The following is a 20,756-nucleotide window of genomic DNA, read 5'->3' as shown; positions in this document are numbered from 1 at the left end:
AGCCATGACCGACTCGACCGCACCCATCGGATCCAACGCCGACGCGACCGGCGCCGATTCGACCAGCACCGCCGCGACCGGCACCCCCGCATCCGGCACCGACGCACCGCTGGTGGTCACCGCCATCTTCCGCCCCGCCGAGGGCAAGCGCGAGCAGGTGCTCGCCGCGATGCAGCGCGTCATCCCGCGGGTGCACGAGGAGGAGGGCTGCAACCTCTACGCGATCCAGGAGGCCGAGGACGGCACGATCGCGATGATCGAGCACTGGGACTCCGCAGCGACCCTCGACGCGCACGGCGCCGCCGCGCCGGTCGCTGACTTCAACGTCGAGCTCGAGGGCCTGCTCGCGAGCCCGGTCGAGGTGACCCGCTACACGCCCATCCCGATGGGCGACGCGCGCAAGGGCGTCGTGCTGCCATGACCGACGTCGTCGCCGGGCTCCCCGGGTCGGCGCTCCCCAGCCGCCTCGGGTGCTCGACCATCTCGTTCCAGCACCTGACGCTCGAGCAGGCGCTGGTCGAGATCGAGCGGCTCGGCTTCGCCGAGACCGACCTCGGCGCGCTGCCCGGCGTCTGCGACCACGTGCCCTATGAGCTCGACGACGCCGCGATCGAGCAGGTCGCCGCGACCATCGCGGCCCACGACCTGCGGGTGCGCAGCGTCAACGGCGACGTCGGGGCGTTCAACGACCCGGATGCCGACACCGACGCGCAGGCGGCGCACGTCGAGCGCCTCGTGCGCCTCACCGCCGCGATCGGCGCCGACGCGCTCGTGCTGCCCTGCGGCGCCCTCGACCACGAGCCCATCGTCGACCTCGACGCCGACCTCGACCGGGTCGCCGCCGCCCTCGTGCGCGCCGGGCGGCTCGCGACCGACCACGGCGTCGAGCTCTGGGTCGAGTCGCTGCACTTCCTGCGGCTCTGCTTCGACCGCGAGCGCGCCGACGCGCTGCACGCGCGCCTCGCCGGCAGCGGCGTTCGGCCGATCCTCGACGTCGCGCACGTCGTCGCCGCGGGCGACGACCTCGTCGACACCATCCGAGCGTGGGGCGACGGCATCGCCCACGTGCACCTGCGCGACGCCGTCGCCGGCGAGTTCAGCCGAGCCATCGGCGACGGCGAGGTCGACTTCTCCGCCGCGCTCGAGGCGCTCGCCGGCATCGGCTACACCGGCGGGTTCGCGCTCGAGCTGCCCTCGCGCGCCTACGCGGACGACGCGACGGGTGCGCTGAGCGATGAGGCGCGCACCGCCCGCGTCGACGCGATCCGCGACGCCGCGGCCCGCATGGCGCCGCTCGTCGCCGCCCTCGACGCCGATCCAGACCTCTCCGATCCGTCCCTGAACATCCAAGGAGCATCATGACCAGCACCACGACCGCGCGCACCGCCGTGATCACCGGCGCCGCGTCCGAGCGCGGCATCGGCATGACCGTCGCCGACCGCTACGCCCGCGACGGCTGGGGGATCGCGATCCTCGACCTCGACGGCGACCGCGCGGCGCAGGTCGCCGCCGAGATCGGCGAGCGGCACGGCGTGCCCGCCTTCGGCACCACCGCGAACGTCGCCGACGAGGCATCCGTCACCGCCGCCCACGCCGCCGTGCAGGCCGAGGTCGACGCCGGCCGGCTGCCCGCCGTCGGTGCGCTCGCGAACATCGCCGGCATCACCTCGCCCGTCCCGTTCCTCGAGACCGACCTCGCGCTCTGGAACAAGGTCATGGCGGTCAACGCCACCGGCACCTACCTCGTCACGAAGGCGTTCCTGCCCGCGATGCTCGACGCCGGCTGGGGCCGCATCGTGAACATGTCGTCGGTCTCCGCCCAGCGCGGCGGCGGCGTCTTCGGCAAGGTGCCCTACTCGGCCGCGAAGGCCGCGATCCTCGGCTTCACGAAGGCGCTCGCCCGCGAGATCGCCGACTCGGGCGTCACCGTCAACTCCGTCACGCCCGGGGCGGTCGACACGAACATCCGCGTCGGCTCCACGCCCGAATCGGAGGCGAAGCTCGCCGCCGACATCCCCATCGGCCGCGTCGCGTCGACCGAGGAGATCGCCGCCGTCTTCGCGTTCCTCTCGAGCGACGACGCCGCCTACCTCCAGGGCACGAACATCGACATCAACGGCGCCAGCCACCTGCACTGAGCGCGGCACGCGCTGATCTGTCCCCCGGTTCGCGGGGCACAAGGAAGGAATGCTCGGTACCGTGGGCAACATGACAGTCGATGCGCAGTTCCGATCCCTGGGATCGATCGAGCGCGTCACGCGGCGTGAGCTGATCCTCGACCGGCTGCGGTCGGCCGTGAGCACCGGAGAGCTCGCACCGGGCACGCACCTCGCCGAGACCGAGCTGAGCGCGTCGCTCGGGGTCTCCCGCGGCACGCTGCGCGAGGCGCTGCGGCACCTCGAGGAGGAGGGCCTGCTGTCGAAGGATGCGCGCGGCCGCCTCTCGGTGCGCGTCGTCACGCCCGAGGAGGTGCGCGAGATCTTCGACGTGCGGTTCGCGCTCGAGTCGGCGGCGGCCGAGGTCGTGTGCCAGCGCGACGACCTCGACGAGGTCGTGCCGCAGCTGCGCGAGGCGCTCGCGCGCATGGAGGAGAGCGAACAGGCGTCGATCGCCGATCAGGTCGCGGCCGACCTGGCGTTCCACGAAGCCATCTGCATCGCGAGCGGCAACCGCACGCTCGTCGAGTCGTGGCGGCGGGTGAGCGGGCTCGCGCGCGCGGTCATCACCGCGGCCGGTCAGGAGACCGCGATCGCCAACATGTCGGCCGCTCGGCACGCGCCCATCGTCGAGGCCATCGCGAGCGGCGACGCCGACCTCGCGCGCGGCGTGCTGCGCGCGCACAACACCTCGGCGCGCGACGTGATCGCGGCCCGCATGGAGGCGTCACTCAGCCGCTGAGCGCTCGCCTCCGACCCGGAGTCGGTTGTGGCACCGAGGTGCCGCCAGCTCCTGCTGAGGGCGGGCGCATCGGTGCCTTGAACGTGCTCCGGCCAGCGGGTTGCGGTAAGGAGTTGTCGCCTCCCTGCGACTTCGAGCGACACATCGGTACCGCAACGCGGCGCGACCCGCGGTTTGCGGTACAGATCTGCGGATGCGCGCGGGCCGCACCCGCACATCGGTACCGCAAGCGACGACGGAGGGGCGGGGCCCGACGCCCCGCCCCTCCTCGTGCCCACCTCAGCCCAGCTCGGCGAGCACCTTCGCGACGATGCGATCCTTCGACAGGCCGTAGCGCTCGTGCAGCGTCGGCAGGGCGCCGGCGTCGAGGAACTCGTCCGGCAGCGCGATCGGCACGATCCGCTTGCCGAGGCCCCGCTGCGCGGCGGCGTCGGCCGTCGCCGAGAAGAGCCCGCCGACCACCGTGTGGTTCTCGAGCGTGAACGCGAGCCGCGGGGTGTCGAGCTCTGCGACCACGGTCTCGGCGTCGAACGGCTTGATCGTGGGGGAGTGCACGACCGCCACGTCGACCTTGTGGGCCGCCAGCGCATCCGCCGCCTGCAGCGCACGCATGGTCATGAGCCCCGACGAGACGAGCACGACGTCGGCACCGCCCCGCAGCACCTTGGCCTTGCCGAGCTCGAACGTGTAGTCGTACTCGTCGAGCACCGCCGGCACCTTGCCGCGCAGCAGGCGCAGGTAGGTGGGGCCGTCGTGCGCGGCGAGCTGCGGCACCGACTGCGCGATGTCGAGCGCGTCGCACGGGTCGACGATCGTGAGGTTCGGCAGGCCGCGGAAGATCGCCATGTCCTCGGTGGCCTGGTGGCTCGGGCCGTAGCCGGTCGTGAGGCCCGGGAGGCCACCCACCACGTTGACGTTGAGGTTCGGCTCGGCGATGTCGAGGGCGATGAAGTCGTACGCCCGGCGCGCGGCGAAGACCGAGTAGGTCGACGCGAACGGCACGAGGCCTAGCTCGGCCATGCCTGCGGCGGCGCCGAAGAGCAGCTGCTCGCTCATGCCCATCTGGAAGAAGCGCTCGGGGTGCGCCTCGGCGAAGATGTGCATGTCGGTGTACTTGCCGAGGTCGGCGGTGAGGCCGACGATCCGCTCGTCCTGCTCAGCGAGCGCCGCGAGGGCGTGGCCGAACGGGGCCGACTCGGTGCGCTGGCCGGGGTCTGCGAACGACGCGATCATCGCGCTCGTGCTGAGCCCCTTGGGCTTCGTGGCCGTGGTCATCGTGCTGCCTCCTGCTCGCGTCCTGCGGTGAGCTGCTCGCGGCAGATCTGCCACTCGTGCTCCTCGATGCGCATGAAGTGCGCCTTCTCGCGCTCCTCGAGCAGCGGCACGCCGCGCCCGACCTTCGTGTCGCAGATGATGACCTGCGGCTGGCCGTCTGCCGTGGCGATCGCCGCGCACTCGTCGAGCGCGTCGATCAGCGCCGCCGGGTCGTTGCCGTCGATGCGGATGGCGTGCCAGCCGAACGCGCGCCACTTCTCCTCGACCGGCTCGATGCGCAGCACCGACGCGGTCGGGCCGTCGGCCTGCAGCGCGTTCATGTCGACCATCGCCGTGAGGTTGCCGAGGCGGTGGTGGGCGGCGCCCATCGCGGCCTCCCACGTCGAGCCCTCGTCGAGCTCGCCGTCGGAGAGGAAGTTGAGGACGCGCTGGTCCGAGCGGCCCTGCAGCCGCAGCGCGAGCGCCATGCCCACCGCGACCGTCAGGCCGTGGCCGAGCGAGCCGCCCGAGATCTCCATGCCCGGCGTGTACGACGCCATGCCCGACATCGGCAGGCGGGAGTCGTCGGTCGCGTAGGTGAGCAGCTCCTCGACGGGCACGATGCCCGCGTCGGCGATCGCGGCGTAGAAGCCGATCGCGTAGTGCCCGGTGGAGAGGAGGAAGCGGTCACGTCCCTCCCAGTGCGGGTCGGCCGGGTCGTAGCGCAGCTGGTCGGCGTAGACGGCGGCCATCATGTCGGCGGCGCCGAGCGCCTGCCCGACGTAGCCCTGTCCCTGCACCTCGCCCATGTCGAGGGCGTGGTGGCGAGCCCGGTAGGCGCTGTCGGCGACGGCGGTGATGCGCTCGTCGCGGCTGCGGCCGTCCTTGCCCGCGACGCGGGCGGCGGTGTCGGCGATGGTCATGCGGAGACCCTCTCTGCGATGCGGGTGTCGGATGCGGCGGCGGATGCGCCGACCACGGCGGGCGCGGTCTCGCGAGCCGTGATCGCGGTCAGCGTCGAGATGACGCCGAGCAGGGTGAGCAGCAGCGCCGGGCCCATCCAGCCCATCCACCCGTAGGCGGCGGTGGCGATGAAGGGCAGGAAGCCGGCGATGATGGCGGCGCCGTTGTAGCCGAGCGAGATGCCCGAGGTGCGGCGGTTGGCGGGGAAGAGCTCGGAGAACCAGCTCGACTCGACCGCGAAGATCGGGTCGTGGCTCAGCAGCAGCGAGAGCGCGATCGCGATGACGATCATGACGAGCGAACCGGTGTTGATGAGCAGGAACATCGGGATGCCGAACAGGATCGTGAAGACCGAGCCGATGAGGAAGACCTTCTTGCGGCCGATCCGGTCGCTGAGCGCGCCGAAGAGCAGGTGGCTGCCGAGCCCGAGCGCCGATCCGACGAGCGTGCCGATCAGCACGTTCGAGCCGGCCGTGATGGAGGCGAGGCCGACGTAGGTGACGGTGAACGCGGTGGTCACGTAGTAGCCGCCGGTCTCGGCGAGGCGCAGGCCGATGATGCGGACGATCACGCGCCAGTCCTGCTTGAGGGTCTCGAGCGCGGGCTGCTTGAGCAGCTCGCCCTGCTCCTTCGCCTGTTCGAACGCGGGGCTCTCGGCCACCTTGAGGCGGATGAAGAGGCCGATGATCACCATGACGCTCGCGAGCAGGAACGGCACGCGCCAGGCCCAGTCGCCGGGCAGGCCGCTCGTCGCGAGGATCGTGCCGTTGGCGACGAGCAGGCCGCCGGGGATGCCGATCTGCGGCAGCGCGCCGAAGAAGCCGCGGCGGTGCGTGGGCGCGTGCTCGACGGCCATGAGCACCGCGCCGCCCCACTCGGCGCCGTAGGCCACGCCCTGGATGACGCGCAGCAGGATGAGCATGATCGGCGCGGCGATGCCGATGGTCGCGAAGGTCGGCAGCACGCCGATGAGCGTCGTCACCACGCCCATCACCACGAGCGACCAGATGAGCACGCGCTTGCGGCCGATGCGGTCGCCGAAGTGGCCGGCGAGGTAGCCGCCGAGCGGACGGAAGAGGAAGCCGATCGCGAGGGTCGCGAACGAGGCGAGCGCGCCGACCAGCGGGTCGTCGGTCGCGAAGAACACGGCGCCGAAGTAGGTGGCGGATGCGGTCGCGTAGATGAAGAAGTCGTAGGACTCGACGACCGTGCCGATCATCGACGCGAGCGACACCTTGACGGCGTTGTCCTTCTTCGCGACGGGCGGCTGCGCGTCGGTGGTGCTGCTGGTGGACATGGTTCCTCCTCGAACATGCCTCGCGGGCGTTCGTGCTGGGTGCGTGCGTGGTGAGCCCGTGCCGGGATCGGCCGTGGCGGGAGCTGCGCTCGGACCCAGGGGCTCGAGCCGCTGGGTCTAGTGCTGGTAGGTCTCGATGACGCTGCTGTCGTCGCGGCGCTCGAGCCCCGCGGATGCGGCGAGCAGGTATCGCTCGCGGGCGGCGGCGAGCACCGGCACCTCCGCGCCGACGCCGGCGGCCGCATCCGCGACCAGGCCGGAGTCCTTGACGAAGATGCCGATCGTGCTGGTGACCTCGGCGTCAGCGCCCTGCAGCATGCGGGGGCCGCGGTCGCTGAGCATCCAGCTGCCGGCCGCGCCTCCGCCGACGAGGTCGAGCACATCGGCCTTGTCGAGCCCGAGCGCCTCGCCGAGCGCGAGCGCCTCGGCCGCCGCGACGATGTGCACCGAGCAGAGGTGCTGGTTGACGACCTTGATCGCCTGGCCCTGCCCGAGGTCGGTGCCGACGATGCGGGCGGTGCCGAGCGGCCGGAGCAGGTCGGCGGTCGCGGCGAGGTCCTGCTCCGCGCCGGACGCGAAGATGATGAGCTCGCCGGTCGTGGCGCGGGCGACGCCGCCGGTGACCGGCGCGTCGACGACGCGGGCGCCCGCTGCCGTGAGCTGCTCGCCGGCGCGACGGACGGCATCCGGGCCGACGGTCGACATGACGACCCACGTGCGTCCCGCGGCGACGCCCGCGGATGTCGCCTGTGCCACGAGCTCGTCGAGCTGGTCGGGCGTGGCGACCATGACGACGACGTCGCCGTCGGCCGGCGCCTCCGCGATGCTCGCGACGGCGGGGATGCCGGCCGCTGCCGAGCGCTCGCGCGCCGCCTCGAACGGGTCGACGCCGGTGACGGCGAAGCCGGCCGCCGCGATGCGCTGCGACATCGGGGTGCCGATGGCACCGAGTCCGACGAAGACGACGGGGGATGAAGTGGTCACGGGGTGCCCTCCTTGGCGGTGTCCAGCGTGATGAGCGAGTGGATCTCGAAGTGCCGGCGGATCGCGCTGCGGGCGGCATCGGGGTCGTTCGCGGCGATCGCCTCGACGATCGGATAGTGGATGGTGTCCGTCTCGGCCCGCCCGTCGGCGGTCACGCCCTCGGCGGCGATGGCGGCGGCCCGGCGCTCGTGCATCGCCTGCGCGAGCGCGTGGGCGAGCCCGTTGTGGACCATGGTGAACACCGGGTTGGCGACGATGGCGAAGAGCTCGGCGTGGAACGCGAGGTCGGCCTCGGTCGCGCGGTCGTGGTCGCCGGCCGCGGTGCACGCGACCATCTCGTCGACGAGGTCGCGGAGGCGCTCGGCGTCGGCGTCGCCGGCGCGGCGTGCGGCCTGCACAGCGACGACGGTCTCGAGCATCTCGCGAGCCTCGGCGATCTCGCTCGAGTCGAGGAATCCGAGGGCGCGCATGGTGGTGAAGTACGTGCGGATGACGTCGGGGCCGGGCGCCTGCAGGTAGGTGCCGTGGCCTTGGCGGCGAGAGAGGATGCCGATCGACTCGAGCTCGGAGAGGCGCTCGCGGAGCGAGCCGCGGCTCACGTCGAGGCGAGTGCAGAGCTCGCGCTCGGGGAAGAGACGACGGGAGCCGTCGGGCTCGGGCGTCGAGAGGCCGATCAGCTGGATCGCGAACGCCTCGCGCGTCTCGTCCATGTCGCCTCCCTCGCCATCGAGCGGCCCGACCGATTGGTCTGACCAATGTGCAGGACGCTACCGCACACGGGCGCTGCTTGTCAAGATTGGTCTGACCAATCCTGGCCGCTTGCTGGGTCGAGCCGGGCGGCGCGCTCCGCCTCTGCTGGTCGAGCCGGACGGCGCGCCCCGCCTCTGCTGGTCGAGCCGCGACCATTCCACCCCGCTCTGTCCCCCATTCCAGAATTCATCCATCCAATTCCGCGATCCCGCTTGCATTCCGCCGCGACCTCGGTATACCTTCGCTCTTGCGAACTCCCGCACGTCGAGAAAGGAGGAGCTCGTGTTCATGACCGTCAAGATCCAGACCACTGGAGCCCTCCTCCCCGGCGGGATCCGCTAGCGCGGAGCGCACGGGCCACCGGCCCGCGATGCCATCACCGGCATCGCGATCGCCAGGCCACAGCAGGCATCTGAGCCCTGCGCCTCCCTTCACCCCTCGCTGATCAGCGACAGCTGCACGGCCGCGTCCATCGCGGTCCGACCGGCGCTCGTCGCATTCCGCGCATCCGCACCCAATGGTGCAGTTCATCGCGCAATTCACACGCAATTCCTCCAGCGATATCGCACGCCCATTCGCAGGGCGATATCGCCATGCCAGAAAGCAGCATCACCATGTCAACCCTGACCCTCTCGCTGCCGGCTCCCCGCCGGCTCGCACTGAGTGCTTCGCGACTGCTCGAGCGCTGGGCCCTGGAGCCCGTCGTCACCGAGCAGGCTCGCCGCGAGGCCGCCGCCTTCGAGCGCGCTGTCGCAGCCCGCGACCGCGCCTCGATGGACGCACTCGCACGCACGCTGCTGTCGTGACCGCAGCATCAGCGGGGCCGTTCCCACCGGGACGGCCCCGCTTCGCTGTGCTCGGTCAGGGCGCGACGGCTGGCAAGGTCGCCGAGATGACGTGCTGCGGCCGCCCTTCGAGCGGCACCTCCCGGATGGAGCCCGAGGGATCGACGAGGGTCAGGCCGTCCCACCAGCCGTCGCGCGTGAAGCCGCCGGCGAGCACCGCCTCCCAGCCGCCGTCGCCCTCCGGCTGCCAGATCGCGACGGTCTCGTGCGGGTGCGCGAGCGGCACGACGACCTCGTCGCCGTCCGAGGGGTCGAGGAAGGAGACGTTCGTGCCCCCGGTCGCCGTGCCGAACGGCCCGGTGCCGGCGGAGACGAGTCGCCCGTCGGGCGCGGTCGCGACGCCGTGCTGGTGCGAGTTCGCCGACGCCTCGACCCGCTCGGTCTCGCCGGTCCCCGGGTCGAGGAGCACCGTCACGAGCCCCTGGTACGGCAGCGCGATCCGGTCGTCGTCGGTCAGCGCGGCGTAGTGCGGCTTCTCCCACCCCGCGAAGCCGAAGTTGCCGAACGGCGCGATCTCGACCTGCTCGACCGCGAGCGTCGCGGTGTCGACGAGCGACACGGTGCAGCTGTCGTGGTCGACGGTCGCTACCCACGCGCCCTCGGGGTCGGCGAGCACGTCGAACGGACGCACGCCCACGTCGGCACTCCCGGCGAAGGCGCCCAGCTCGACGTCGAAGACCTCGAGCCAGGCCGGGTCGGGCCAGCGGTGCACGGCGACGTACACGCGGGCGCCGTCGGGCGAGACGGCGATGCCGAGCCCGCCGTCGCGGTACTCCCCGAACGCGTCGGACCCTGGCGGATGCAGCTGCGCGTCGTGCAGGTAGGGCACGAGCGCTGTGCGCTCCCGGCTCGCGAGGTCGACCACCGCGAGCCCCTCCGCTGTCGCGACGAACGCGGTGTCGGCCGTGGCGGCGACGCCCCACGGCGCCCGCCCCACCGTGACGACGTCGAGCACCGGCGCCCGGGCATCCGGGTCGACGATCGCCAGCCCGTCGGATGCGGCGAGGGTCGCCAGCAGCACGGGGGTCGCCTGCGGGGACGGCGTCGGTGTCGGCGCCGTCGACGGCTCCGGCGCGGTTGAGCGCGTCGCGGATGCGGCGGGACTCGGCGTCGGGACGAGCGCCCCGGGCACGCAGCCGGCGAGCAGCGTGGCCGCGATGACCATCGCCGCGATCCTCACCGCGCTCCGCACGCCCCCATGCTCTCAGCATCGGGGACTGCAGCGTCCGGGCGCTCAGCAGCGAGCGTTGGCCATCCGCGTCGGTGGCTGCTTCGTCCCCCGATGGGGGACTACGGTGGCTCCGTGACTCGACCTGATGAGCCGCGTGGTGGCCCGCTCGACGGGGGTGGGCGCGACGAGGCGTCGACGACCGGCACCGGGCCCGCATCCGTCGCCGATCCCGAGGTGACCGGTGAGGGCGCGCTCGCGCCCATGACCGCGGCCGCGCCCGACGCGAAGGCCGCCGCGCGCGTGGCGAAGCGCTCGGTCGCCCGCGCCCTGCCGATGTTCCGCGTCGCGATCGCCGTGCGGGCGGCGCTCGCCGCGATGGCCGCCTGGCTGCTCGCCAACCGGATGGGCGGCGATCTGGCCGACTACGCCTACGCCGCGCCACTCGGGGCGTTCGTCGCGACCGGCACCACGATCTTCACCGTCGCTCGCACCGCGCTGCGGCAGGCGATCGGCATGCTGGTGGGCGCGATCATCGGTATCGGCCTGCTCGCCGTCGAGTGGCCCGGCATCGCCAAGATCGGCCTCATCGCGGGGGTCGCCGTGCTCATGCAGGGCATCCCTCGCTTCGGCCAGGCCGCGACGGTCGTGCCGGTCGTCGCGCTGCTCGTCATCATCTTCGGCGGCGTCGATGCCGACGGCTACGCGATCGGCTACGTCGGGCAGTTCACGCTCGGCATGGCGATCGGCGTGCTCGTGAACGCCGTGGCGATGCCGCCGCTCTACGACCGCGAGACGCGGCAGCAGATCCACGACACCGTCGACGACCTCGCCGAGCGCACGGAGGTGCTCGCCGACACGCTCAGGGGCGAGTGGCCACCCGAGCGCGAGGACTGGGCGGGGTGGGGCCCGGAGCTCCGCGACCGGGTCGTCGCGCTCGACGCGCAGGTCGACGAGGCGCGTGAGGCGCGACGCTTCAACGTGCGGATGCTGTGGCACCGGCACGACCTCGACGCCGACGAGCAGGCGGTGTCGGCGCTGCGCTCGGTCGTCTTCCGGATGGACGACGTGCTCGAGGCGCTCGCGGCCGCAGCGTGGGACCGGCCGATCGAGATCACGCTCGAGCGCGACGAGCGGAGGCTCGCCGCCGATGCCGTCGCGGCGCTCGCCGTGCAGCTGCGCGCGTGGCACGACCGCGGCGACGTCGACGCCGCGTCGGCGACCTCGCAGGAGGCCATCGACGCGCTCTACCGCAGCTCGATCGCGCACGAGGAGCCGCAGTCGGGCGTCGCGACGGTCGTCTTCGCGCTGCGGGCGATGCGCGAGCGGGTGGACTGGGCGGCCTCCGCCCAGCCGCCGCAGCCCTCGAGCTGACCGGGCGCCTGGCAACGACGCGGACCTGCTCCGGTTCCGGTACCGATGTGTCGGTCCCGGGTGCCTCGCACCGACACATCGGTACCGGAAACCCGCCCAGTGCGGTCAGCGGCGGGCGAGCCCCATCGGCGCGACGAGCAGCCCGCGGTCCTCGCGCATCCACACCTGGCCGGTCGCGCGCCGCTCGGCGCGGGTGGCGAAGCGGTAGCGATAGACGCGCGCCCGCACCCAGCGCGGTGGCTCGCCGTCGAACGGGTCGTGACCGAGCAGCCGCAGGGTCGGCCGGTCAGCCTCGAGCAGCCGCTCGAGCAGCACCCGGAACCACGTGCCCCGCTGTCCCAGCGCCAGGAACCACATGAGCCAGTCGAGGCGCAGGTGGTACGGCGCGAACCAGGCCGGCACCCGCCGTACGTCGCCGGGCTTGCCCTTGAAGCCGTACTCGACCCAGTCGTCGTCCTCCGGCGCATCCGCCATCGTGCCCTCGATGATGATCTCGTCGCGCCGCTTCGTCACGGTGCCGAACGCGCCATAGGCGTTGGCGAGCCGCAGCCGGTTGAACGAGGCGTTCATGAGCTGGCGCTCCGCCGCGAGGTTGCGCGCCGACGGGATCGAGAGCCAGGCGTAGGCGATGAAGACGAGGGCGATGAGGATGCCGAACCACACCGGCGTCGGCTCGTACGCGCGCGTCGCGGGCCAGGCGGGCAGCAGCCACGCGATCACGCGATCGTCGACGGCCGCGAACGCGAGCACGATCGTGATCCAGTTGAGCCAGGCGAAGTTGCCGGTCAGCACGAGCCAGCCCTGCGTGAGGATCATGATCGCTGCGGCAGCCGTCATGATGGCGCCGAGCACCGCGGTGACGCCGGCCGCGTCGCCGCGAACCCCGCCGATCGCGCCGAGCGCGCAGACGAGCAGCACCCACGGCGCGACGAGCTGCGCGAAGTGATTGCCGAGCACCTCGACCTTGTGCCACCACGCCGGCGCGAGGTGCGCCCAGCGGCTGAGCGGATTCGGCATCGGCTGCGTCTCGTGGTGGTACATGAGCGCCGTCAGGTCGCGCCACTCGAGGCCGCCGCGCAGCTTGATCATGCCGGCGCCGAACTCGAGCCGGAACACCAGCCAGACGATGAGCAGCAGCGCGAGCGTCGGCGGCGCCACCGCATCCGAGCCGAGGAAGGCGACCAGGAACCCTGCTTCGCACAGCAGCAGCTCCCAGCCGAAGCCGTAGAACACCTGGCCGATCGGCAGGATCGAGAGGTAGACGATCCAGAGCACGAGGAACGCGAGCATCGGCAGCCACGGCGGGCCGAGCTGCGGCAGGCCAGCGACGAGCGCGAGCGCGATCGCGATGCAGACGACGCAGAGGATGCGCAGGAAGCGATCGGAGTAGTGCCACCGGAAGATGCTCGGCTGGCCCTCGAGCGCGCCGGCGGCGATGTAACGCGGGGCGGGGGAGAGACCGCGCTCGCCCAGCAACGCCGGGAACTGCAGCAGCGTCGAGAGGAACGCGACGGCGAAGATGGCGGCCGTCCCGCGCTGCAGCACCTGGCGGGCGAGCTCCGCGTGCGGGGCGTCGAGCCAGCCGACGATCGCTGCCCAGTCCATCGCTAGCCCTCCGTCCCCTCACGCTGGTCGAGGAGACCGGTCCCCACACGCTGGTCGAGTAGCACGGCGGAGCCGCGCGTATCGAGACCAAGGCGCCGCGCCGCCCCAAGCCCAGGCGAGAGACGCTCGAGCACCGCCAGACCCACGCGCTCACCCATCGCTCAGCCCTCGTGCACACCGATCTCGCGCAGCGCCGCGTGCGCCGCGTGCCAGCCGCTCATGCCGTGGACGCCGCCGCCCGGCGGCGTCGACGACGAGCACAGGAAGACGCGGCCCGGCATCGGCACGCGGTACGGGTGCGCGAGCACCGGTCGGAGCAGCTGCTGCGTGCCCGCGAGCGTGCCGCCGCCGATCGAGCCGCCGACGAGGTTCGGGTTCCACAGCTCCATCGCGGCCGGCGTCATGGGCCGCCGCTCCAGGATGCGGTCGCGGAAGCCCGGCGCGAACCTCTCGATCTGCCGCTCGATGGCCGCGGATGCATCGCCCGGCCACGCGTGCGGCACGTGTGCGTACGCCCACAGGATGTGCCGCCCCGCGGGCGCACGATCCGGGTCTGCAGCGGTCGGCTGCGTGACGAGCACGAACGGCTCGTCCGGCATCCGTCCCACCGCGACCGCGTGCTCGGCGGCCGCGATCTCGGCCATCGTGCCGCCGAGGTGCACGGTGCCCGCGCGAGCGACCCGCTCGTCCTCCCACGGCACCGGGCCGTCGAGCAGCAAGTCGAGCTTCGAGACGGCCGGCCCGTACTTCCAGGTCCGCAGGCGCTTCGCGTACGGCCCCTCGATGCGGTCGCCGGCGATGCGCGCGAGCTGGTGCGGCGTGACGTCGAGCAGGATCAGGTCGGCATCGGGCAGGTCGCCCAGGTCGGTCACGTCGATACCCGTCTGGATGCGGGCGCCGGCGAGCTCGGCGACGCGGGCCAGCGCATCCACGATCGACTGCGACCCGCCCTTCGCGAACGGCCAGCCGGCGGTGTGGCCGACGCCGCCGAAGGCGACGCCGAACGCGCTCGTCAGCGGGTAGCCGAGCGGCAGCGTGGCGTGCGTGACGCTGCCGGCGAAGAGCGCCTGCGCGGCACCGGAGCGGAAGATCGTGTGCGCGAGCATCGTCGCGGGCCAGGCACCGCGCACGCCGATGCGGGCGAGCAGCAGCGGGTCGCTCGGGATGCGCACGAGCGGCCCGAGGATGCTTTCGGCCGTGCCGTTGGGGTCGTCCGTCGCCGGCTTGTGCAGCCGCAGCCAGGCGCGGGCGTCGATGCCCAGCTCGCGCGCGGTCTGCTCGGCGTCGCGGTGCAGCACCGCCGCGCGGCCGCCGGGTAGCGGGTGCGCCATCGGGAAGTCGGCGTGCACCCACTCCAGCCCGTGCTGCTCGAGCCCGAGCGCCCGGAAGGCGGGGCTCGTCGCGCCGAACGGGTGCCCGGCGGCGCCGAGGTCGATGATCGCCTGGTCGCCGAAGGCGGGTACGGATGCGCTCGCACCGCCGACGTAGTCGAGACGCTCGAGCACGGTGACGTCGAGGCCGGCGCGAGCGAGCACGGCGGCGGCGGTGAGGCCGTTGGGTCCGGCGCCGACGATGACGGCGGTGGTCATGCGGCCTCCTCTCGTCGGTGCTCTCGGGGTACATCCTCAGCCTGACGCGGACGGAGGGCGGGTGCAAGCCGCCGCGGGATGCCCGATGCGCTTCTCGCCGTCTCGGGCCATGCTCTCCTCATGACGTACGCTCCGCAGCCGGCACCGAGGTATGCGCCACCGCCCACGCCCGGCCCTGGCACCGTCGTCGCCGGGATCATCGCGATCGCCGCGCCGATCGTGGCCGTGCTCGTAAAGCTGCCGTCGAGCGGCTGGCTCATGGTCTTCTTCTTCATCTCAGGGCTGCTCTGGCTCGCCGGCTACGGGCTGCTCATCGTCGCGGTGTCGCTCGGCATGCTCCGGCGCCGCGGGCAGCTGCGGTTCGGCGCTCGCCGCGTCCGCGCCATCATCTGGGCGCTGCTGACGTCCGTGGGTATCGTCGTGCTCGGCTTCACCGTGATCGACGGCGGCGATACGACGGAGTCCGTCCAGTCGACGCTCACGCTCATGCTGGGCGCGCCCGTCAGCCCGTCGCCGGCGCACAGCCTGACCGAGGCCGTCTCCTGGATCGCGGCGGTGGCGTGGATCGTGGGCTGGGCGGCGCTCGTCGTCGAGTGGATCGTCGCCGCTGTCAGGGCGCGGCGCGCGTCCGCGCTGGTCGCGGCGCCGGTCCTGCCGCCGCGACTCGGATGAGCCGCTAGAACGCGCTCAGTCGGCGCTGCGATGGAAGCGCTCCCGCACCGTCTCGCGGTTGATGCGCTGGATCTCCTCGATCTGCTGGTCGGCGCGCAGCTGCAGCGAGAGGAGGAGCGCGCGATCCTGCCTTGGGTCGCTCTCCGCGAGCTCCAGCAGCGAATCCCACATCGACCGCTTCGCCCGCACGGCCCCGGTGAGGAAGTCGAGCTCCATCTGCGCGAGCGAGCTGCGGCGCAGGCGCAGCAGGTTGACGGGGTTCACGCCGCCGCCGATGCGCAGGAGTCCCGTGAGCAGGCGCTTCCAGCCCTTCGGTCGGAACCCGAGCTGCTGGATGATGCGCGCGAGGTCGCGCCGGTCGCGCTCGATCTCGCCGGAGAGCGCGAGCAGCGCCTGCTCGTGGGCGGTGCCCTCGAAGGTGCGCGCCGCCGCCTTGAACGCCTGCACGCCGCCCTCTGAGGCGAGCAGGTGCTCGTTGAGGTAGGTCGCGAGGTTGTCGTCGGCATCGCTGCGACGGTCGGTCATCGTGGCCTCCGATCGAGAGTGTGTCCCCCAACTGTCCCGCCTCGTCCTGGGAGATGGGTGCGGGCGTGCTGCGCGCTGCTCCGAGACCGGCGCCCCGTTGCACCACCGCGACTCGGCGCGCGTGCCGCACTCCGCAGGTCGATGCGGCACGCTAGCCGCATGCATCCGAACCCGCCCGAGCGCGGCCATGACGACGCGGCGCTCCTCACCGCCGCGTGGGTCGCCATCCTCGCGCCGCTCGTGGCCATCGCGCTCAAGCTGCCCACTGGCGGCTGGCTGCTCGTCGGCATGGTCTTCTCGTTCCCGATCTGGCTCACCGGGTACGCGGCTGTCGTCGTGCCGGCGGCCGTCGGCATGCTGCGCCGGCGCGGATCGCTCCGCAGACCAGGTCATCGCACGCGCGCCGTCATCTGGTCGTGGCTCACCTCGATCGGGGTGCTCATCGTCGGCCTCACGGTGGTCGACGGCGGCGACACGAGCGAGTCGGTCGCCTCGACGCTCGGCCTCATGCTCGGCAGCACGGGCACTGACTCGCCGGTCAACGACGTGTCAGCTGTGATCGCCATGGTCGCGGCGATCCCATGGCTCGGCGGGCTGCTCGCGCTGCTCGTCGAGTGGATGGTGTCACTCGCGCGCCGCCGCGCCGAGGCGCCGCGCGTCGCGCCGCCGGTCGTCGGGCAGTAGCGACGCGCGCACCGACGCTCGCGGGGGCTCCGTCCATCCGGAAGAAGTGCGCACGGGAGGCCGCTCGACAGCACTATCCAGTCGAGGGTCGGCTCAGGTGCACAACGTTCGGGCGCCGTGGTCCGCAGTAGGACAGGAGCGATCAGAAGGCTGCGGCGCCCGCCTCCGCGACCGAGTGGTCCTGGGCGCCCGATCCGCCGCTGACGCCGACGGCGCCGACGACCGCACCGTCGCGCGTCAGCGGGATGCCGCCGGCGAAGATCGCGACCTTGCCGCCGTTCGTCGTGTTGATGCCGAAGAACTGCTGGGTCGACTGGGAGTTGTCCCCGAGGTCCTTCGTCGAGATGTCGAAGGCACGCGACGTCCAGGCCTTGCTGATCGAGATGTCGACGCTGCCGATCCACGCGCCGTCCTGCCGCACGTGCGCGACCAGGTTCCCGCCGGCGTCCACGACGGCGATGTTCATGGGCTGGCCGATCTCGTCGGCCTTCGCCTCAGCGGCGGCGATCACGCGGCGGGCGTCCTCGAGCTTCACGGTCATGCTGCATCCTCTCGTCGGTGGCGCGAGTGCGCCGCGGCCGGAGCGGTGACGCACCGGCGCGCTCCCCGAGTCTCACAGAGCGGCGGAGGCGGGGCCAGGGGCGGCCGGGACGGTGACGACCGCCGCTGCTCGCGACCGCCGCGCGCCCGCGGCTCAGGCGAGCAGCCGCAGGAACGCGCTCAGCTGCGCCACGCCCTCCGGCGTCGGCGGCAGGTGCGCGCGGAGCCCGGGGGAATGCACGAGGTACGCCCGCCACTGCCCCCGCGAGATCGCGACGTTGAGCCGGTTCACCGACAGCAGGAACTCGATGCCGCGCGGCACGTCGACCGCGCTCGACGCCGCCATCGAGACGATCACGACCGCCGCCTCCCGCCCCTGGAAGCGATCGACCGTGCCGACCGAGGCGTCACCGAAGCCCGCGGCGGCGAGCCGGTCGTGCAGCAGCCCTACCTGGGCGTTGTAGGGCGCGACGACGATCACGTCGCTCGCCTTCAGCGGCCGGGTCCCGGTCTCGTCGTGCCACTCGCGGCCCACCAGGTCGCGCACGATCAAGACGACTGCGTCCGCCTCCTCGCTCGATGAAGTCGTGCTGCCCGCGTGCCGCACCGCGACGGGCTCGAGCCCCGGCTCGACGCCGGTCAGGCGGCGCGCGGAGTCGTGCGCGCCGAGCCGCCCGTCGTAGGCGAGGTCGGAGACGGCCGCGCAGAGCTGCGGATGCATCCGCCACGACGTGCCGAGGAAGTAGCCGAAGCGCTCGGGGATGACCGCCTCGCCAGCGCACAGCCAGCCGAGCGCCGAGCCGTCGACCGGCGCCGGGTGCGTGCCCTGGCTCACCTGCGGCAGCTGCTGCGGGTCGCCGATGAGCAGCAGCCTCCGCGCAGCGCGTCCCGCGGCGGCCGTGTTCGCGAGCGAGAACTGCCCGGCCTCGTCGATGACGAGCAGGTCGAGCGGCGCGAACCCCTTGTTCGCGTGCCCCGCGAACGCCCATGCCGTGCCACCGATCACGCCCGGCTCACCGCCCAGCGCCTCGGACGCATCCTTCACCGCTGTCCACGCGTGGGCGTCGACGTCGCCCTCGCGCGGCTTCTTCAGCACCCGATCGGCCGGCACTCCCGCCTCGACGACGCCCTCGAGCATGTGCTCGACGGTCGCGTGCGACTGCGCGACCACGCCGATCCGCCAGCCGCGCCGCACGAGCGCGGCGATCACGCGCGCGCCCGTGTAGGTCTTGCCGGTGCCAGGCGGACCCTGCACGGCGACGAAGGATGCGTCGAGCTCGGCGAGCGAGCGGACGATCGCGTCGGTGGTGCCGTCACCCTCCACCGCGGCGAGACGAGCAGGCGCCCGGCGCCGCAGCACGTCGAGGGAGGCGTCGTCCGGCAGCGCCGCCGCGAGCTCGCCGCCGTCCTCGAGCGCGTCGGCGAGGGCATCGGCCCAGCGCTCGATCGACTGCTCGAGCGGCGCGCTGTTGGGCGGCTGCGCCGGCGTGAGCGCGATCGGCGTCGCCTCCCACGGGATCGCCGTGGTGTGGCGGCCCGCGCTCTCGACGAGCTCGAACACGTCCTCGTCGAGCATCAGCGTCGTCTTCGCGTGCGTCGAGCGCCACGCATTCTGGTCGTCGCCGGCCAGGTGCGGCGGCTCGTAGACGGCGAACTGCTGCGTCGTCTCGTCCGAGAGCCGCGTGCCCGGCCCGACCGTGCCGCGGAAGCGGACGCGGCGCACGAGGCTCTGCTTCGCCTGCTCCCACGGCCCGACCTCGAGCACCTCGTCGACCGTGATGACGTCGCGCTGGTCGCGCCAGTCGTCGAGCGGGTCCGCGAGCCGCTTGAAGTGCTCCCACCAGAACGTCTTGCGCTCGCGCGCGTGGTATCCGACCGCGGCGGCAGCGAGCGCGAGCGCCATCTGGTCGGGTGTGCGATCAGCAGGGTCGTCACCCGCGCCCGCGAGCAGCCGCTCGACGAGCGCCTCGCGCGCTGCGATGACCTCGGCGCGCTCCGGCGAGAGCTCCTTCGGCGGTGCGGCGTCTCGGACCGGCGCCCCCTCCGAGGGCTCGGCCACGAGCTCCAGCAGCCAGTCGCGCAGCCGCTGCGTCGACTCGACGTCGTAGGCGTTGTACTCCTCGATCTGCGCGAAGAGCGCGTCTGCCTTCGCCGCCTCGCCTGCCTCCCGCAGCTCGGTCGCCTGCTGGAACCACACGATCGAGTCGCCGGCGTTCGTCACCTCGCCCATCCGCGAGCCCGGCATGTACAGCGGCTCGAGCTTCTTGAGCGAGTAGCTCGGGCTGCCGATCACGAGCGACCGCTTCACGACCGGGTAGAGGTCGACCAGCACCGAGCCGCGCAGGAGGTCGTCGATCTGCTCCTCGCCGACACCGTGGCGGGCGGCGATGCTCAGCAGGTGCGTGCGCTCGTAGGAGGCGTAGTGGTAGATGTGCAGGTCGGGATGCCGCTGCCGCCGCTCGTCGACGTACGCGAGGAAGTCGATGAGCGCCTGCCGCTCCTCGGCGAGCGAGTGCGCCCAGAAGCCGGTGAACACGCCGTCGGCGTCGCGCACGCCGAAGAGGTAGTCGAGCCCCCAGATGTCGCCCTGCTGCCAGAGCGGGTCACCCTCGAAGTCGAAGAACAGGTCGCCGGACGACGGCGGCGGCAGCTCGCGGATGGCTGCCTCATCGACGACGTCGAAGGTCACGGCGGATGCGTCGCGCGAGCGCAGCTGCGACCTCGCCTGCCGCTGCAGCGCGGCGAACGTCGCCGCGGCCATCCCCGGTGGACCGGCCGCGGCATCCGCGAGCTGCGGCATCGTGACGATGCCGGCGGCGCGCAGCCGGTCGCGCTGCTGCTTGCGGATGCCGGCGACCTGGAAGACGTCGTCGTGCAGCTCGATCTGCTCGGCGCACGCCGCGCACTGGCCGCAGGCGAGGATGCCGTCAAGGCCCCAAGGGAGCGCGGCGTCGGCCGCGAGCCGCTCGTCGACGATCTGCTCGAGCCGCGCTCGCCGCTCGAGCAGCACCGGTTCGATGTCGCGAAGCTCGTGCACGCTGACGCGACCGTCACCGAGCAGCAGCCGCACCTCGTCGGAGACCGGCACGCCCATCGAGCGCAGCGCGCGGGCGTAGGCGGCGAGCTGCAGCAGCGCGGTCACCTTCGCGCGGCGGGCGAGCTTCGCGTCGGAGACGACGTAGCTGCCCTCGTCGTCGAGCTCGACGAAGTCGGCGTAGCCGAAAAACCGCTCACCCTCGAACGCGGCCTGGAAGATCGCGCCGGCGAGGTCGTCCACGGCCTTGCGAGTCATCGCGACGGCGAGCGAGCGTCCCTCCGCATCGAGCCCCTTGGGGATCTCGACGACGTCGGTGCGGGTGCGGAGAACTTCGAGCAGCGCCTCCTCGTGCCGGTCGCCGAGCTCGGCGGTGCGGTCCAGCATCGCGTCGGCCTCGGCCGGCACGGGCTCGCGTCGGCCGAGCTTCGCGTCGAGCGAGGTCAGCACCTGCCACTCGCACGTGCTCGCGCGCGTCAGGTCGCTCGCGGTGAGCAGCACGTCGCCGGCTTCGAGGATCATCGTCGCCTCCTTGGCAGCGAGCCTACGGAGCGCGGGTGACACGACGATGCAG

At 72.6% G+C, this 20,756-nt stretch carries 19 protein-coding genes; 8 read left to right on the top strand and 11 right to left on the bottom strand.

The genetic code is table 11. The features are described 5' to 3' along the window. Positions 1-4 precede the first annotated feature (4 nt). The 4 genes from ABIB37_RS04255 (at position 5) to ABIB37_RS04240 (ending at position 2,898) form a co-directional block, all read left to right on the top strand. On the top strand, positions 5-421 hold the full coding sequence (locus tag ABIB37_RS04255; RefSeq protein WP_354257123.1) for a putative quinol monooxygenase: 417 nt from the start codon (positions 5-7) through the stop codon (positions 419-421). Then, complete coding sequence (locus ABIB37_RS04250) at positions 418-1,362, top strand: sugar phosphate isomerase/epimerase family protein (RefSeq protein ID WP_354257120.1); 945 nt, start codon at positions 418-420, stop codon at positions 1,360-1,362. Before ABIB37_RS04255 ends, ABIB37_RS04250 begins: the two co-directional genes overlap by 4 nt. Next, a complete protein-coding gene (locus ABIB37_RS04245; RefSeq protein ID WP_354257117.1) occupies positions 1,359-2,138 on the top strand; it encodes an SDR family NAD(P)-dependent oxidoreductase in 780 nt (259 codons plus the stop codon). Before ABIB37_RS04250 ends, ABIB37_RS04245 begins: the two co-directional genes overlap by 4 nt. 70 nt (positions 2,139-2,208) lie before the next feature. Continuing rightward, the gene (locus ABIB37_RS04240; RefSeq protein ID WP_354257114.1) at positions 2,209-2,898 is read left to right on the top strand and encodes a GntR family transcriptional regulator; all 690 of its coding nucleotides are present in this window, start codon (positions 2,209-2,211) and stop codon (positions 2,896-2,898) included. Between the two features lie 279 nt (positions 2,899-3,177). On the opposite strand, the gene ABIB37_RS04235 is transcribed toward ABIB37_RS04240, so the two are convergent. The 5 genes from ABIB37_RS04235 to ABIB37_RS04215 all read right to left on the bottom strand — a co-directional run bounded on the left by ABIB37_RS04235 (position 3,178) and on the right by ABIB37_RS04215 (position 8,106). Continuing rightward, positions 3,178-4,173, bottom strand: coding sequence for a transketolase family protein (locus ABIB37_RS04235; RefSeq protein ID WP_354257111.1), 996 nt, complete (start codon positions 4,171-4,173; stop codon positions 3,178-3,180). Then, entirely contained in the window at positions 4,170-5,075 is a 906-nt protein-coding gene (locus ABIB37_RS04230; RefSeq protein WP_354257108.1) for a transketolase, read from the bottom strand. Before ABIB37_RS04230 ends, ABIB37_RS04235 begins: the two co-directional genes overlap by 4 nt. Next, the gene (locus tag ABIB37_RS04225) at positions 5,072-6,412 is read right to left on the bottom strand and encodes an MFS transporter (RefSeq protein WP_123696803.1); all 1,341 of its coding nucleotides are present in this window, start codon (positions 6,410-6,412) and stop codon (positions 5,072-5,074) included. The genes ABIB37_RS04230 and ABIB37_RS04225 overlap by 4 nt, the downstream gene beginning before the upstream one ends. 117 nt (positions 6,413-6,529) lie before the next feature. After that, complete coding sequence (locus ABIB37_RS04220) at positions 6,530-7,396, bottom strand: NAD(P)-dependent oxidoreductase (RefSeq protein ID WP_354257105.1); 867 nt, start codon at positions 7,394-7,396, stop codon at positions 6,530-6,532. After that, positions 7,393-8,106, bottom strand: a complete 714-nt coding sequence (locus ABIB37_RS04215) for a FadR/GntR family transcriptional regulator (protein ID WP_354257102.1) — start codon at positions 8,104-8,106, stop codon at positions 7,393-7,395. Before ABIB37_RS04215 ends, ABIB37_RS04220 begins: the two co-directional genes overlap by 4 nt. Positions 8,107-8,760: 654 nt before the next feature. On the opposite strand from ABIB37_RS04215, the gene ABIB37_RS04210 reads away from it, so the two are divergent. Then, positions 8,761-8,952, top strand: coding sequence for a hypothetical protein (locus ABIB37_RS04210; protein ID WP_354257099.1), 192 nt, complete (start codon positions 8,761-8,763; stop codon positions 8,950-8,952). Between the two features lie 55 nt (positions 8,953-9,007). On the opposite strand, the gene ABIB37_RS04205 is transcribed toward ABIB37_RS04210, so the two are convergent. After that, positions 9,008-10,156, bottom strand: a complete 1,149-nt coding sequence (locus ABIB37_RS04205) for a YncE family protein (RefSeq protein WP_354257096.1) — start codon at positions 10,154-10,156, stop codon at positions 9,008-9,010. 138 nt (positions 10,157-10,294) lie between these two features. On the opposite strand from ABIB37_RS04205, the gene ABIB37_RS04200 reads away from it, so the two are divergent. After that, positions 10,295-11,533 carry an FUSC family protein gene (locus tag ABIB37_RS04200; protein ID WP_354257094.1) on the top strand — a complete coding sequence of 413 codons (1,239 nt, stop codon included), beginning with the start codon at positions 10,295-10,297 and terminating at the stop codon, positions 11,531-11,533. A gap of 105 nt (positions 11,534-11,638) precedes the next feature. Here ABIB37_RS04200 and ABIB37_RS04195 read toward each other — a convergent pair whose 3' ends face one another. Together ABIB37_RS04195 and ABIB37_RS04190 are read right to left on the bottom strand one after the other, a co-directional pair. After that, a complete protein-coding gene (locus ABIB37_RS04195; protein ID WP_354257091.1) occupies positions 11,639-13,138 on the bottom strand; it encodes a lipase maturation factor family protein in 1,500 nt (499 codons plus the stop codon). 161 nt (positions 13,139-13,299) lie between these two features. After that, complete coding sequence (locus tag ABIB37_RS04190; RefSeq protein ID WP_354257088.1) at positions 13,300-14,727, bottom strand: phytoene desaturase family protein; 1,428 nt, start codon at positions 14,725-14,727, stop codon at positions 13,300-13,302. 120 nt (positions 14,728-14,847) lie between these two features. On the opposite strand from ABIB37_RS04190, the gene ABIB37_RS04185 reads away from it, so the two are divergent. Continuing rightward, positions 14,848-15,399, top strand: coding sequence for a hypothetical protein (locus ABIB37_RS04185; RefSeq protein ID WP_354257085.1), 552 nt, complete (start codon positions 14,848-14,850; stop codon positions 15,397-15,399). A gap of 15 nt (positions 15,400-15,414) precedes the next feature. Here the strand turns inward: ABIB37_RS04185 and ABIB37_RS04180 are convergent, their stop codons facing one another. Further along, positions 15,415-15,924, bottom strand: coding sequence for a hypothetical protein (locus tag ABIB37_RS04180; protein WP_123696820.1), 510 nt, complete (start codon positions 15,922-15,924; stop codon positions 15,415-15,417). A gap of 159 nt (positions 15,925-16,083) precedes the next feature. Between ABIB37_RS04180 and ABIB37_RS04175 the strand changes: the two genes are divergently transcribed. After that, complete coding sequence (locus ABIB37_RS04175) at positions 16,084-16,608, top strand: hypothetical protein (RefSeq protein WP_354257082.1); 525 nt, start codon at positions 16,084-16,086, stop codon at positions 16,606-16,608. A 142-nt stretch (positions 16,609-16,750) separates the two neighbouring features. Here the strand turns inward: ABIB37_RS04175 and ABIB37_RS04170 are convergent, their stop codons facing one another. Then, positions 16,751-17,149 carry a GlcG/HbpS family heme-binding protein gene (locus ABIB37_RS04170; RefSeq protein WP_354257079.1) on the bottom strand — a complete coding sequence of 133 codons (399 nt, stop codon included), beginning with the start codon at positions 17,147-17,149 and terminating at the stop codon, positions 16,751-16,753. A 153-nt stretch (positions 17,150-17,302) separates the two neighbouring features. Then, the gene (locus ABIB37_RS04165) at positions 17,303-20,704 is read right to left on the bottom strand and encodes a TM0106 family RecB-like putative nuclease (RefSeq protein WP_354257076.1); all 3,402 of its coding nucleotides are present in this window, start codon (positions 20,702-20,704) and stop codon (positions 17,303-17,305) included. Positions 20,705-20,756 lie beyond the last annotated feature (52 nt).

The organism is Agrococcus sp. UYP10, assembly GCF_040547205.1.
Classification (GTDB): Bacteria; Actinomycetota; Actinomycetes; order Actinomycetales; family Microbacteriaceae; genus Agrococcus; species Agrococcus jenensis.
The sequence above is the reverse complement of the archived record's forward strand: the minus strand, read 5'-3'. Positions and strand labels throughout refer to the sequence as shown.

Excerpts from the sequence above, each read along its gene's own strand:
- ABIB37_RS04250 (WP_354257120.1), top strand. The coding sequence starts at position 418 with ATGACCGACGTCGTCGCCGGGCTCCCCGGGTCGGCGCTCCCCAGCCGC.
- ABIB37_RS04205 (WP_354257096.1), bottom strand. The coding sequence starts at position 10,156 with ATGGTCATCGCGGCCACGCTGCTCGCCGGCTGCGTGCCCGGGGCGCTC.
- ABIB37_RS04165 (WP_354257076.1), bottom strand. The coding sequence starts at position 20,704 with ATGATCCTCGAAGCCGGCGACGTGCTGCTCACCGCGAGCGACCTGACG.
- ABIB37_RS04185 (WP_354257085.1), top strand. The coding sequence starts at position 14,848 with ATGACGTACGCTCCGCAGCCGGCACCGAGGTATGCGCCACCGCCCACG.
- ABIB37_RS04215 (WP_354257102.1), bottom strand. The coding sequence starts at position 8,106 with ATGGACGAGACGCGCGAGGCGTTCGCGATCCAGCTGATCGGCCTCTCG.
- ABIB37_RS04170 (WP_354257079.1), bottom strand. The coding sequence starts at position 17,149 with ATGACCGTGAAGCTCGAGGACGCCCGCCGCGTGATCGCCGCCGCTGAG.
- ABIB37_RS04235 (WP_354257111.1), bottom strand. The coding sequence starts at position 4,173 with ATGACCACGGCCACGAAGCCCAAGGGGCTCAGCACGAGCGCGATGATC.
- ABIB37_RS04210 (WP_354257099.1), top strand. The coding sequence starts at position 8,761 with ATGTCAACCCTGACCCTCTCGCTGCCGGCTCCCCGCCGGCTCGCACTG.
- ABIB37_RS04190 (WP_354257088.1), bottom strand. The coding sequence starts at position 14,727 with ATGACCACCGCCGTCATCGTCGGCGCCGGACCCAACGGCCTCACCGCC.
- ABIB37_RS04245 (WP_354257117.1), top strand. The coding sequence starts at position 1,359 with ATGACCAGCACCACGACCGCGCGCACCGCCGTGATCACCGGCGCCGCG.
- ABIB37_RS04240 (WP_354257114.1), top strand. The coding sequence starts at position 2,209 with ATGACAGTCGATGCGCAGTTCCGATCCCTGGGATCGATCGAGCGCGTC.
- ABIB37_RS04175 (WP_354257082.1), top strand. The coding sequence starts at position 16,084 with ATGCATCCGAACCCGCCCGAGCGCGGCCATGACGACGCGGCGCTCCTC.
- ABIB37_RS04225 (WP_123696803.1), bottom strand. The coding sequence starts at position 6,412 with ATGTCCACCAGCAGCACCACCGACGCGCAGCCGCCCGTCGCGAAGAAG.
- ABIB37_RS04230 (WP_354257108.1), bottom strand. The coding sequence starts at position 5,075 with ATGACCATCGCCGACACCGCCGCCCGCGTCGCGGGCAAGGACGGCCGC.
- ABIB37_RS04195 (WP_354257091.1), bottom strand. The coding sequence starts at position 13,138 with ATGGACTGGGCAGCGATCGTCGGCTGGCTCGACGCCCCGCACGCGGAG.
- ABIB37_RS04180 (WP_123696820.1), bottom strand. The coding sequence starts at position 15,924 with ATGACCGACCGTCGCAGCGATGCCGACGACAACCTCGCGACCTACCTC.
- ABIB37_RS04255 (WP_354257123.1), top strand. The coding sequence starts at position 5 with ATGACCGACTCGACCGCACCCATCGGATCCAACGCCGACGCGACCGGC.